Origin of the sequence: Stenotrophomonas sp. PI_27 (assembly GCF_027854495.1) — a bacterium.
GTDB classification, from domain to species: Bacteria; Pseudomonadota; Gammaproteobacteria; order Xanthomonadales; family Xanthomonadaceae; genus Stenotrophomonas; species Stenotrophomonas pavanii.
Genome location: NZ_JAJNOF010000015.1, coordinates 17,002 through 28,889, shown reverse-complemented (window position 1 = coordinate 28,889; position 11,888 = coordinate 17,002). Strand labels below are relative to the sequence as shown.

11 protein-coding genes are annotated in these 11,888 nt (G+C 69.3%); 4 read left to right on the top strand and 7 right to left on the bottom strand.

Features of this window, described 5'->3' with window-relative positions:
* Positions 1-28 precede the first annotated feature (28 nt).
* Together LRM18_RS17010 and LRM18_RS17005 are read left to right on the top strand one after the other, a co-directional pair.
* Positions 29-832 carry a CoA pyrophosphatase gene (locus tag LRM18_RS17010; RefSeq protein ID WP_053463531.1) on the top strand — a complete coding sequence of 268 codons (804 nt, stop codon included), beginning with the start codon at positions 29-31 and terminating at the stop codon, positions 830-832.
* Positions 829-1,731, top strand: coding sequence for a sulfurtransferase (locus LRM18_RS17005; RefSeq protein ID WP_270955110.1), 903 nt, complete (start codon positions 829-831; stop codon positions 1,729-1,731). The genes LRM18_RS17010 and LRM18_RS17005 overlap by 4 nt, the downstream gene beginning before the upstream one ends.
* 382 nt (positions 1,732-2,113) lie before the next feature.
* Here LRM18_RS17005 and LRM18_RS17000 read toward each other — a convergent pair whose 3' ends face one another.
* Positions 2,114-2,680: an N-acetylmuramoyl-L-alanine amidase gene (locus LRM18_RS17000; RefSeq protein WP_049469548.1), complete on the bottom strand. Its 567-nt coding sequence runs from the start codon at positions 2,678-2,680 to the stop codon at positions 2,114-2,116.
* 72 nt (positions 2,681-2,752) lie between these two features.
* Between LRM18_RS17000 and LRM18_RS16995 the strand changes: the two genes are divergently transcribed.
* Together LRM18_RS16995 and rlmKL are read left to right on the top strand one after the other, a co-directional pair.
* The gene (locus LRM18_RS16995) at positions 2,753-3,280 is read left to right on the top strand and encodes an alpha/beta hydrolase (protein ID WP_024958728.1); all 528 of its coding nucleotides are present in this window, start codon (positions 2,753-2,755) and stop codon (positions 3,278-3,280) included.
* A 145-nt stretch (positions 3,281-3,425) separates the two neighbouring features.
* A complete protein-coding gene (gene rlmKL / locus LRM18_RS16990) occupies positions 3,426-5,564 on the top strand; it encodes a bifunctional 23S rRNA (guanine(2069)-N(7))-methyltransferase RlmK/23S rRNA (guanine(2445)-N(2))-methyltransferase RlmL (RefSeq protein ID WP_270955107.1) in 2,139 nt (712 codons plus the stop codon).
* A gap of 61 nt (positions 5,565-5,625) precedes the next feature.
* Here rlmKL and LRM18_RS16985 read toward each other — a convergent pair whose 3' ends face one another.
* The 6 genes from LRM18_RS16985 to LRM18_RS16960 form a co-directional block, all read right to left on the bottom strand.
* Positions 5,626-5,955, bottom strand: a complete 330-nt coding sequence (locus LRM18_RS16985) for a DUF3325 domain-containing protein (protein WP_049469543.1) — start codon at positions 5,953-5,955, stop codon at positions 5,626-5,628.
* Complete coding sequence (locus tag LRM18_RS16980; protein ID WP_064238008.1) at positions 5,952-7,580, bottom strand: PepSY-associated TM helix domain-containing protein; 1,629 nt, start codon at positions 7,578-7,580, stop codon at positions 5,952-5,954. The genes LRM18_RS16985 and LRM18_RS16980 overlap by 4 nt, the downstream gene beginning before the upstream one ends.
* Positions 7,577-7,885: a DUF3649 domain-containing protein gene (locus LRM18_RS16975; RefSeq protein ID WP_049469538.1), complete on the bottom strand. Its 309-nt coding sequence runs from the start codon at positions 7,883-7,885 to the stop codon at positions 7,577-7,579. Before LRM18_RS16975 ends, LRM18_RS16980 begins: the two co-directional genes overlap by 4 nt.
* Before the next feature lie 242 nt (positions 7,886-8,127).
* Complete coding sequence (locus LRM18_RS16970) at positions 8,128-9,414, bottom strand: DUF445 family protein (protein WP_270955106.1); 1,287 nt, start codon at positions 9,412-9,414, stop codon at positions 8,128-8,130.
* Between the two features lie 65 nt (positions 9,415-9,479).
* On the bottom strand, positions 9,480-10,385 hold the full coding sequence (locus LRM18_RS16965; RefSeq protein WP_270955105.1) for a plasmid replication/partition related protein: 906 nt from the start codon (positions 10,383-10,385) through the stop codon (positions 9,480-9,482).
* A 62-nt stretch (positions 10,386-10,447) separates the two neighbouring features.
* The gene (locus tag LRM18_RS16960; RefSeq protein ID WP_154330348.1) at positions 10,448-11,800 is read right to left on the bottom strand and encodes an aspartate aminotransferase family protein; all 1,353 of its coding nucleotides are present in this window, start codon (positions 11,798-11,800) and stop codon (positions 10,448-10,450) included.
* Between the last annotated feature and the right edge of the window lie 88 nt (positions 11,801-11,888).

Sequence of the window (11,888 nt, the reverse complement as noted above, 5' to 3'; positions counted from 1 at the left end):
ATCGCGCTACTGTTGCCGGGTGCAAACAATGGAAGAATCGGCGCGTGTTGTCGCAAGTCCCTGCATCGGAGTGTGCACGCTGGATCCGCACCGGCAATGCACCGGCTGCGCGCGGCATATCGATGAGATCGCGCGGTGGTCGTCGATGAGCAACGAGGAACGCAGTCGCATCCTGCATCGCGTGCAGCCCCTGCGCCAGCAACTGCAGCAGTCGCTGCGCGGTTCGCTGGCCGACCACGAACGGCTGATGCGCGCGCTGCACCCGCTGGCCGAGCCGCCGGTCGGCGACGGCTGGAACCGCAGCGAGCTGATCGACCTGCTGCCGCCCGGGCCGCCAGTGGAAGCGGCAGTGCTGGCCGGCATCGTGCCGCGTGCCAACGGCGCGCAGGTGATCCTCACCCGTCGCACCGAAACCCTGCGCACGCACGGGGGCCAGGTCGGATTCCCCGGCGGCCGCACCGAGCCTGACGACCGCGACGCGCTGGCGGCCGCACTGCGCGAGAGCCAGGAAGAAATCGCACTGGCGCCCGGCCAGGTGCAGGCGCTGGGGTATCTCGATCCTTTCGTGACGATCACCGGCTACCGGGTCACGCCGGTGGTGGCGGTGGTCGATCCGGATTTCGTGCCGGTGCCGCAGCCCAGTGAGGTGGCCGAGGTGTTCGAGGTGCCACTGGATTATCTGATGGCGCCCGACAGCCTGCGCCAGGTCGAAATCACGCATCGCGGCCGGGTTCGACACGTCCTGGAGTATGGCTGGCCGGGCCAGCGCATCTGGGGCGCGACCGCCGCCATTCTCTACAACCTGCGTCGCCGCCTGGAGCAAGTGCAATGAAGCCGATCGATCCGCCGTGGACCACCCTGGTCGATGTCGCCACCCTGGCCGCCACGCTGGGTGACGGCGTGCGCGTGGTCGATGCGCGCGCCACCGCCAGCACTGCCGTGCGCGTGGTGGATGCGCGTGCTTCGCTGGCCGACCCGCAGGCGGGAAGCAGCCAGTATCTGGCCGGCCATATCCCGGGTGCGGTGCATGCCGATCTGAATCGTGATTTGTCCGATCTGTCGCGCGTCGGCCACGGTCGCCATCCACTGCCGGACAGCGATGCCTTCGCCGCGAAGCTCGGCCAGTGGGGTATCGGTCCTGACACCCAGGTGGTGGTCTACGACGGCAGCGATGGCAGCATGGCCGCCGCGCGCCTGTGGTGGCTGCTGCGCCTGATCGGGCACACCCGGGTGGCCGTGCTCGATGGCGGCATGGCCGCCTGGCAGGCCGCCGGTCACGCGCTGGCGAGCGGGCCGGCTGAAGTGACGGCGTTACCTGCCTACCCGGGCCGTTTCGACACCACCCAGGTCGCCAACGCCGATGAAATCAGTGCACGGCTGAAGCACGCGCCGGGCTGGCTGGTCGACGCCCGCGCGGGCGAACGCTTCCGCGGCGAAGTCGAGCCGCTGGACCCGGTCGCCGGCCATGTACCCGGCGCGGTCAACCGTCCGTTTGCGTTGAACGTCGCCGACGGCCGCCTGCGCGACCCACAGGCGCTGCGCGCCGAACTGCAGGGCGTGATCGGCAATCGCGATCCGCAGCAGGTGGTGCTGATGTGTGGCTCGGGCGTGACCGCCTGCCACCTGCTGCTGGCGATGGAAACGGCCGGCCTGTCCGGCGCACGCATCTATGCCGATTCCTGGAGCGGCTGGGTGAGCGACAGCAGCCGCCCGGTGGCGACCGGCGCCTGAGCCGCGCGGGGTCGGATCCGTTTTCCAACGGAGAACGGTTCTGACCCCATCAACCGAAAATCGGGTCAGAGCCCGTTGCGTAGCAACGGGATCCGACCCCGTGTCGATTCGAAGGATCGCGGAGAACTGTCGAAGGCGGGGTGGGGCCGGTTGCGGGGGCGTGAGCCGCATGGATGCAGCGACCGAGCTTACATGGGTGAGGGCGCTTTGCTTGCGAAGCACTGCTTCGCAAGCGCCCGAACGCCCAGCCGCCAGCGGCTGGGCCGGGCCCCGGAGGGGGACTTGCAGCGGCCCCCGCAACCGGAGCCACCCCGCCATCCCTCGGAATGCCAGCTCTTGACGTTGACGTTGCTTCTGCGGGTGCAGGGCGCAGCCCTGCCACTTACCCAACCGGCTGCAGCGGCACCTTCGCCAGCACCCGCGCCCACGGGAACAGCGGCCCCGGGTCGCGCTTGCGCGCCACCGTCAGTGCCGCATCATCGCTGGCCGGCACCTGCTCCAGGTCCAGCTGGTCATGCCCGGCAATCCGCTGCAGCGACGGATAGCGCACCACCAGCGCCTGCAGCAGCCGCTCCAGCGCTTCCAGCTGCGCCTCGGTGTAGGCCTCGTCCATCGCCTGGTGACGGCTGTCGAACCAGTGCGGGTAGCGCCCGGTATTGACCAGCTCGATGCCCAGCGTATGCGCGTTCATGCCGCGCACGTGGTGGGCCACGCGTTCGGGCGCAACGTACTGCACCACGCTGCCATCGCGGTCGATGTAGAAGTGCCCGCTGTTGCCGGCACCGCTGTCATACAGCACGCGCTCGCCGTACTCGCGGGCGGTCGCCAGATCGGGCAGCTCGGTGCAGTGGATCACCACCATCTCCAGCGTGGCCGGATCGCGCAGCGGCAGTCGGTCGTGGTAGGGCAGGGGCTGCAGCTGCAGGCCGGGCAGGAGCGGGTTGGGCATCCGGCGATGCTAGCATTGCGGCATGAACCTGCCTTCTCTTTCCTGGTTGGCGCGCGCCCACGGAGCGCGCGCATGAGCCGCGGTCACTGCATCCTGTCCCATGGCTTCGAGAGCGGTCCGGAGGCAACCAAGGTCACCGCGCTGGCCGAGGTGGCGCAACGCCTGGGCTGGACCCACGAGCGCCCCGACTACACCGACCTGGACGCGATGAGCGAGGTCAGCCGGGTGGGCGACGTGCCGACCCGCCTGCGCCGCCTGGTTGAACGCGCCGCCATCGCTGCCCGGCAGGGGCCGGTGGTGCTGGCCGGCTCCAGCCTGGGCGCCTACATCTCCGCCATCGCCTCGTTGCAGGTACCGGTCGCCGGCCTGTTCCTGATGGTGCCGCCGACCACGATGGGCCCGATGCCGGCGCTGGACGCTGCCGCCGTGCCGACCACCGTGGTCCAGGCCTGGCATGACGATGTGGTCCCGGCCGCCGGAGTGATCGCCTGGGCGCAGGCGCGTTCGGCGCAGCTGCTGCTGGTCGACGATGGGCACCGCCTCGAGCGCCACGTGGAGGCCTCCGCGCAGGCCTTCGAGCGCCTGCTGCGGCAACTGTGAAGCCCGGGCGCACGGCGCGCCCGCCCGCATTGACTACAATGGCAGCCCCGCCGCCCCCGGCGCGGGCCTGCCGGCCGTGCCTACGGCCCTCCTTTCCGACCGGCCCGGCCCCTGTGCCGCGCCCGACCACCTGCGAACCGATCCCGTGAAATTCTTCGTCTCCTGCGCCAAGGGCCTGGAATACCTGCTTGCCGATGAACTGTCGGCCCTGGGCCTTGGCAAGGCCACCGCCACCATTGCCGGCGTCAACGCCGAGGGCGAACTGGCGCAGGCGCTGCGGATCGTGATGTGGTCGCGCCTGGCCAGCCGCGTGCTGTGGCCGATCGACGAGTTCGAGTGCCCGGACGAGCAGGCCCTGTATGACGGCGTGCGCGCGCTGCCGTGGCACGAGCACATCACGCCGGAGATGACCCTGGCGGTGGACGCGCATGTGTCCGGCGACAAGATCACCCACGCGCGCTTTGCCGCGCAGCGGATCAAGGATGCCATCGTCGACCGCATGCGCGATGAAGGCCTGGAGCGGCCCTCGGTCAACACCGACCTGCCCGACGTGCGCGTCAACCTCTCGCTGCGCAAGGGCCGCGCCTCGCTGTCGATCGACCTCGGTGGCGGCCCGCTGCATCGCCGGGGCTGGCGCGGTGCCGCCCACGAGGCGCCGCTGAAGGAAAACCTGGCCGCTGCGCTGCTGCTGCGCGCGCAATGGCCGCGCCTGCATGCCGCCGGTGGTGGCCTGCTGGACCCGATGTGTGGCAGCGGCACGCTGCTGATCGAAGGCGCACTGATGGCCGCCGATGTTGCCCCTGGCCTGATGCGCCATGGCAGCTTGCCGCCCAGCCGCTGGCTGGGCTTCGACAAGGCGGCCTGGAAGTCCATCCAGAGCGAAGCACGTGAGCGTGAAGCGGCCGGCCTGGCCGCGCTGAAGCCGGTCATCCACGGCAGCGACATCGACCCGGCCGCGATCCAGGCGGCCCGTGAGAATGCAGAGGTCGCCGGCGTCGCCCACGCGATCCGCTTCACCCGCGCCGATGTCGCCGACCTGGCCGCGCCGGAACAGGAGATCGGTGCGGTGGTCTGCAACCCACCGTACGACGAGCGCCTGGCCGCCGATCCGGCGTTGTACCGCGCACTGGGCAATGCCTTGCAGAAAGCGGTGCCGCAGTGGCGCGCCAGCCTGCTGTGTGGCAACGACGAACTGGCCTTTGCGACCGGCCTGCGCGCCAGCAAGAAGTACCAGATGTTCAACGGTGCGCTGGAATGCGCGCTGATTGTCTGCGATCCGATTGCCGTGCCGGGCCGTGATCCGGCCCAGCCGCGCGAGCTGAGCGAAGGCGCGCAGATGGTGGCCAACCGGCTGCGCAAGAACCTGAAGAAGTTCAAGAGCTGGCGTGCCCGCGAGGACATCACCTGCTTCCGCGCCTACGACGCCGACCTGCCGGAGTACGCGGCGGCCATCGATGTCTACGAGGAAGACGGGGGCAGGCGCCGCACCTTCCTGCATGTGCAGGAATACGCGGCACCGGCGGCGATTCCCGAGAACGACGTGCGCCGCCGCCGCAACGAGTTGCTGGCCGCTGCGCGCGAAGTGTTCGGCGTGCCGCCGGAGCAGGTCTCGATGAAGTCGCGCGAGCGCGGCAAGGGCGGCAGCAAGTACGGCCGCTTCGAGCAGCGCGACGAATTCATCGTGGTGCGCGAAAACAACGCGCTGCTGCAGGTGAACCTGTTCGACTACCTGGATACCGGCCTGTTCCTCGACCACCGCCCGCTGCGCCGGATGATGGCCGAGCAGGTGCGTGGCAAGCGTTTCCTCAACCTGTTCTGCTACACCGGCGTGGCCAGCGTGCAGGCCGCCGTGGCCGGTGCCGCCAGCACCACCAGCGTCGACCTGTCGGCGACCTACCTGCAGTGGTGCTACGACAACCTGGCGCTGAACGGGCAGGGCGGCAACCAGCACCTGCTGGTGCAGGCCGATGCGATGGCCTGGCTGGAGGGCGACCGTGGCCAGTACGACGTGATCTTCTGTGATCCGCCGACCTTCTCCAACTCCGCCCGCGCCGACGATTTCGACGTGCAGCGCGAACAGGTGAAGCTGCTGCGGGCGGCCGTGGCGCGGCTGGCACCGGGTGGCGTGCTGTACTTCTCCAACAACTTCCGCCGCTTCAAGCTGGAAGAAAATGCGATCGCCGAATTCGCCCAGTGCCGCGAGATCACCGCACGCACCCTCGGCCCGGATTTCGAACGCAACGCGCGCATCCACCGCGCGTGGGAACTGAAGCGGTTGGGGTAACGCGACGCCCGGGGTCCGAGCCCTTGCGCTGCACGCAAGGGATCCGACCCTGGTGGCTCTGCTACAGCACCGCCACCAGCAGCCCGGCCACCGGCAGCACGATCGCCAGCGGCGCGATCCAGTTCGGCCGGTACGGGTACAGCCCGAACGACAGCGCCACGCCGCCCAGTGTCATCGTGCCCAGCCACAGCACCGGGCCCATCGCCCAGCCGTGGTCGGCCACGCACACCGCGAACGCCGCCGTCAGCAGCGTCCAGCCCAGCAGCCGCCATTGCGTGCGCCGTGCCAGCGTGGCCGCGGCCTTGCCGTGCAGGTCGTGCTGGTGCCTTTCCATCGCCAGCGACAGGGCGGTGAACGCCGAGAACGACAGGGTCAGCGCCAGCAGCATCATGCGCGGGCTCCCGCTTCCGTCGCGTCCACGGGTGCCTTCGACACAGCGGCGGTGGCCGCGCGCTTCTTCTTCTCGGCCGCACTCAACGGTGGCGTCCAGCGCTGCATGCGCCAGCCACACAGGGCCAGCATCGCGCCGAACGCGAGCATCGACAGATCAACGCCGGCCAGTGCCCAGTCGCCGTTGCGCAGGGTCACGCCGAGGTGGGCGTGCGTGGTCATTGCATTGATGACCGGCACCAGCGCGAATGCGGCCGCACCCAGGTACAGCTGCCAGGCCCACATCATCCGCTTCGGCCAGAGGAAGGCGGCCAGCAGCGCGCCGCCCCAGGCGCAGAAGAACACGTTGGCCTCCGCGCTGGAGCGTTCGGCAATGTCCAGCGGCAGCAGGCGATTGCCCCAGAAATAGGCCGCGAACGCGATCGGCAGGCCCGCCACGGTGCCGATGTTCAGCGCATCGACCAGGCGCAGGCCAAAGCCGGTGCGTCCACTCTTGGCGTGCTTCGGCCGTTCCTTCACCGCCCACAGCACCACGCCACTGGCCACCATCAGGCAGCCGACCAGGCCGGACAGGAAGAACAGGGCACGCAGGCCCCAATCGGCGAAGCGCGCCAGGTGCAGGCCGTACAGCACGCCGCGGGTCGCCGTGGCACCGCCGGAAGGCGGCGTTTCCGCCAGCAGCGTGCCGTTGACCATGTCGTAGCGCACGGCCGGGGTATCGGTGGACAGGCGCTTGCCGTCGCGTTGGCGGATGTCGATCACCGCATTGGCCGCCCCCGGGTTGGACACGGTGAAGCCGGCCACTTCCACGCCACGCCAGTGCGCACGTGCGCTGTCCAGCAACTGTGCGATCGGCAGCGGCGCGGCGCGTCCTTCGGCCGGTGCAGTCACCTCCGGCATGCCACCGAAGGCCTCGCTGAAGAACGCGTCCTCGTCCTGCGGGTAGGCCACCTTCACCCCCCACGGCAGGTACATGACCATCAGGGTGACGATGCCGGTATAGGTGATCATGGCGTGGTAAGGCAGCGCCATCACCGCACTGACGTTGTGGAAATCCAGCCAGGAACGCAGGCCCTTGTCCTTGCGGAAGGTGAAGAAGTCCTTGAAGATTTTCTTGTGGGTGATGACGCCGGTGATGATCGCCACCAGCATGAACATCGCGCAGAAGCCGACCAGGTAGCGCGCCCACAGCACGGGGATGTAGTGCAGGTCGAAGTGCAGGCGGTAGAAGAAGTCACCGCCGCGGGTTTCGCGGGCTTTCAGCGCCTGGCCACTGTTCGGGTCCAGCGTGGCTTCGCCGAAACCACCGCGACGGCCACGACTGGGGTCGGCCTGCTCCGGCGGCAGCCGCCAGAACATCTGCATGGCCGGGTTGCGCGGCTGCGGCAGGGTAACGAACCAGTTCCCGGCCTGGGCCGCGTTGACCTGCAGGTAGTCGACGGCGCGCTGCGCGGCGACGTCGATGCTGACGTTGCTGGAGGGCAGCTCCGGGCGCATCCAGCGGCTGATTTCCTCGCGGTAGTAACTGGCGGTGCCGGCCATGAAGATCAGCAGCAGCAACCAGCCGACCAGCAGGCCGGTCCAGGTGTGCAGCCAGGCCATCGATTGGCGGAATCCGTTCTTCATGCCCAGGCCCCCAGCAGCCGGGCGACGGCCGCCATCAGCAACGCCGGCGCCAGGATGCCGGCCCAGGCGCGCAGCGCGCTGCGGGTGGCAAACGCCCACAGCGCCGCGCAGGCGGCCACCAGGATGGCCAGCAGCATGCCGGTCAGCACGGCCTGGCCGCGGGGGCCGGGCAGTGCCACCGCGCAGAACACGCTGGTGGCCGAAGCCAGTGCGTAACCGCCGAAGATCGCGGCCAGCGAGCGTGACAGCACGCCCCAGCGGGGATTGGAGAACAAGGGGCGGGCGGTTGCGGGCGAGCGGTCCACGGCGTTCCTGAAGATGGAAGGGAGGAGGGAACGCGTCCGCGGCCCCCGTGCGCCCCTGCGCATGTTGCCGAGCGAGGTTCCGTCAACGAAGCACTGCCCGCGCCGGCGGGCAGTCTGGGCGGGAGGCAGGCGGGCAAGGGACGCGTCTTCCGCACCCGTCGCCCAAGCGCACGACCCATCAGGAAATGATAGGCATTCGCATTTCTTGAATCAAGCATGACGCCGCCAGTGGGCGGTGGTGGCTAGAACCTGAAGACGACGGTTGCCGCATGCAGCAGCAGGCCGATCAGACCGCCGACCAGGGTGCCATTGAAGCGGATGAACTGCAGGTCGCGACCCACGCTCAGTTCCAGCTGCTCGACCAGATGGCGCTCGTCCCAGCCCTTCACGGTCTGCGCGATATGCGTGGTCACTCCTTCGCGCAGGCGGCCGGTCAAGCGCTGCGCCCCTTCCAGCAGGTGCTGGTTCAGCGCCTCGCGCAGCGCCGGGTCGGCCTGCAGGCTGCTGCCCAGCGACGCCAGGCTGCGCTGCAGGTGACCGACCAGCGCCGAGTCTTCGCGCTGCAGGTCGGCGCGCAGGCTGGCGTGGATCCGTGCCCACAACCCATGCACGTAGTCCTGCAGGGCGGGGTGGTCGATCATGTCCTGCTTGAGCTGTTCGATGCGTTCGGCCAGCGCCGGGTCCGCGCGCAGGCGCTGTACGTAATTCTGCAGCCAGGCCTCGTAGTCCTGGCGCAGCGGATGCTGCGGCTCGGCCAGCACCTGCTGCAGTTCCTCCAGCACCGCGCGTGCCAGGCGCTCGGCCAGGCTGTCGCCGATCTCGTCGATCGGCTTGACCCAGTTCACCGTGCTCGACAGGGTTGGCCATTCGCGCTGGATGTAGCCCACGATCAGCTGCGAGGCGCGCTCTTTCACCTGCGGTTGTTCCAGCCAACGGCCGAGCCGCTGCAGGCCCTCGTCCAGCACCCGCTGGTGGCGTCCGTCGGCGGTCAGCAGCGCCAGCAGTTCACCGGCGGTGGCCGCGGCATTCCACTGCCGCAGCTGCTGCACCACGAAGGCATGCAACTGGCGGCGCACCGCGGTTTCATCGAAGAAATCCAGTGCTTGCAGGGCCCAGCCGCGGGCCATGTCGGCCAGCATCCGTGAGCGCGCCGGATCGGCCAGCCAACTGCCGAGGCGGCTGGCCGGGTCGAACACCTGCAGCTTGGCCAGCAGCACGCCCGGCTCCAGGAACTGGTCGCGCACGAACAGCGCCAGGCTGTCGCCGATGCGCTCCTTGCTGCGCGGGATGATCGCGGTGTGCGGAATCGGCAGGCCCATCGGCCGCCGGAACAGCGCGACGACCGCGAACCAGTCGGCCAATGCGCCCACGGCTGCCGCTTCGCAGAAGGCCGAGACCCAGGCCCAGATGCCGCGCTCGCCCTGCCAGTGGCTGACCGCGAAACCTGCCAGCATCAACAGCAGCAGGCCCAGTGCGAGGGCTTTCAGGCGCCGCAGCTGGGCGCGGCGCGGATCGTGGACAGGCGTCATGCCGGAAGTCTAACCGGCACGGCATGAGCATCTGGTAGTGCCGGCCGCTGGCCGGCATCTTCAGTTCACCCGATACCTTCATGGGGTTGCCGGCCAGCGGCCGGCACTACCTGCTTGCGCAGCGCGGCCAGCTGCGCGCGCAGGGTATCGTTCTCGCGGGTCAGCGCGACCACGCGACGGCGCAGTGCCGCTGCATCCTCGCCCAGCAGCTCCAGCGCCGACAGGACCTCGGCGTCGCGGCTGGCGATCTCGTCCTCGCTGGGCTCTTCGACATCCATCTCGGCCGCGTCCGGCTTCGGTGCGCGCGGCTTGCGCTTGGATTCACGCACGCGCTTGGCAGCCTGCTTCAACTCGTCCTTGCCACCGGCCGCGGCCGCGCGCTGCTCGTCCTCGGGCAGGTCGGCCACGGCGGCGGCGGCGCTGATCGAGATCACGCCGGCCTTCACCGCTTCGACCACTTCGGGCGCGGCCTGGGCGTGGATGCGCTCGATCATGCCGACCTGGCTGGTGCTCAGCTTGGCCTCGCGGGCCAGCTCGGCGCGGCTGATCTTCGGTGCCGGCTCCCACGGCGGGCTGTCTTCGCCCTCGTCGGCAACGTCAGCGGTGCCATCGCTCTCGCGCTGCAGCTTCGCCTGCTCGACCTGCTTGCGGGCGGCCAGGATGTCGCGCTTGCGCAGCGCCAGCACGCCGCGCTGGAAGTCGGACACGCTGCGCCGGCCCAGGTGCTGCTCGATCATCCACAGATGCACGTCTTCCATGCTCTGGAAGCGGGTGTTCTGCACGGTGTTGAAGGGCAGGCCATGCTTCTGGCAGATGCCGAAACGGTTGTGGCCGTCGACCAGTACGTTGCCCCACAGCACCAGTGCGTCACGGCAGCCTTCGGCCAGGATGCTGCGCTCCAGCGCGTCATGTTCGTCCGCGGTCAGCGGGTCGATGTAGGCCTTGAGTTCTTCTTTGACGACGATATCCATGGGCACGGCAGCGAGCAGGAGCGGAACCGCCCATTGTACCTGCTCGCCACCGCCGGCCCGGCTCAGGCAGTGGCCCGGATCATCTCGCCCAGGGTGCCGGTGATCTGGTCGATCTGCGCCTTGTCCACGATCAGCGGCGGCGACAGCGCGATGATGTCGCCGGTGCAGCGCACCAGCAGCCGGCCGTCGTGGAAGCAGCGCCGGTAGACCTCGTAGCCCCGGCTGCCGGGCGCATCGCGGCGCGGCGCCAGCTCGACCGCGCCGACCAGGCCGAAGTTGCGGATGTCGATCACGTTGGGCAGGCCCTGCAGCGCATGCAGCCGTTGCTGCCAGTACTCGCCCAGCTCGATGGCGCGCTCGAACAGGCGTTCCTCGGCGTAGACGTCCAGTGTCGCCAGCGCCGCGGCGCAGGCCAGCGGGTGCCCGGACCAGGTGTAGCCGTGGAACAGCTCGATGGCTTGCGGCGGCGCCTGCATCAGCCCGGCATGCACCGCATCGGCCACCAGGACGCCGCCCAGTGGCACAGCGCCATTGCTGACCGCCTTGGCGAACGTCAGCAGGTCCGGGGTGACCCCGAAACGCTGCGCGGCGAAGGGCATGCCGACACGGCCGAAACCGGTGATGACCTCGTCGAACACCAGCAGGATGCCGTGCTGGTCGCACAGCTCGCGCAGGCGTTGCAGGTAGCCGGGCGCGGGCAGGATCACCCCGGCCGAACCGGCAATGGGTTCGACGAACACTGCGGCGATGGTGGAGGCGTCATGCAGTGCGATCAGTCGTTCCAGGTCGTCGGCCAGCTCCGCGCCCTGGCGTGGCAGGCCCTTGCTGAAGGCATTGCGCTGCAGATCCAGGGTGTGCCGCAGGTAGTCCACACCGCCCAGTTGCAGGGCGAACGACCTGCGGTTGTTGGGCAGCCCGCCCAGCGCCATGCCGCCGAAGCCGACGCCGTGGTAGGCCTTCTCGCGGCTGATGAAACGGGTGCGCTGGCCTTCGCCACGCTGGCGATGGTAAGCCAGCACGATCTTCATCGCGGTATCCACCGCCTCGGAGCCGGAGCTGGTGAAGAACACATGGTTGAGCGGCCCCGGCGCCAGCGCGGCCAACCGCTGCGCCAGTGCGAACGCGGGCGGCGAGCCCATCTGGAACGCGGGTGAGTAGTCCAGCGTGCGCGCCTGCTCGACGATGGCCTCGACGATGCGCGGGCGGGCATGGCCGGCATTGCAGCACCACAGGCCGGCGGTGCCGTCGAGGATCTGGCGGCCGTCGACATCCTCGTAGTGCATGCCCTCGGCACGTACCAGCACACGTGGGGCGGCCTTGTACTGGCGGTTGGCGGTGAACGGCATCCAGTACGCCTCCAGTGATTCCGGGCGCTGGGTAGCCAGGTCGTGCAGGTCGCTCGCGGGATGCTTCATGCCGGCTCCGTCGGGTCCGATGGGGTGAATGTAGCGCAGCCACGTCACGGTGGAGTCGCGGCCACGCCGGTATAACCGCGGCGACTGT

Bases quoted from the DNA above. Each gene is read 5' to 3' on its own strand.
- LRM18_RS17010 (WP_053463531.1), top strand. From the start codon at position 29: ATGGAAGAATCGGCGCGTGTTGTCGCAAGTCCCTGCATCGGAGTGTGC.
- LRM18_RS17005 (WP_270955110.1), top strand. From the start codon at position 829: ATGAAGCCGATCGATCCGCCGTGGACCACCCTGGTCGATGTCGCCACC.
- LRM18_RS17000 (WP_049469548.1), bottom strand. From the start codon at position 2,680: ATGCCCAACCCGCTCCTGCCCGGCCTGCAGCTGCAGCCCCTGCCCTAC.
- LRM18_RS16995 (WP_024958728.1), top strand. From the start codon at position 2,753: ATGAGCCGCGGTCACTGCATCCTGTCCCATGGCTTCGAGAGCGGTCCG.
- LRM18_RS16985 (WP_049469543.1), bottom strand. From the start codon at position 5,955: ATGATGCTGCTGGCGCTGACCCTGTCGTTCTCGGCGTTCACCGCCCTG.
- LRM18_RS16980 (WP_064238008.1), bottom strand. From the start codon at position 7,580: ATGAAGAACGGATTCCGCCAATCGATGGCCTGGCTGCACACCTGGACC.
- LRM18_RS16970 (WP_270955106.1), bottom strand. From the start codon at position 9,414: ATGACGCCTGTCCACGATCCGCGCCGCGCCCAGCTGCGGCGCCTGAAA.
- LRM18_RS16965 (WP_270955105.1), bottom strand. From the start codon at position 10,385: ATGGATATCGTCGTCAAAGAAGAACTCAAGGCCTACATCGACCCGCTG.
- LRM18_RS16960 (WP_154330348.1), bottom strand. From the start codon at position 11,800: ATGAAGCATCCCGCGAGCGACCTGCACGACCTGGCTACCCAGCGCCCG.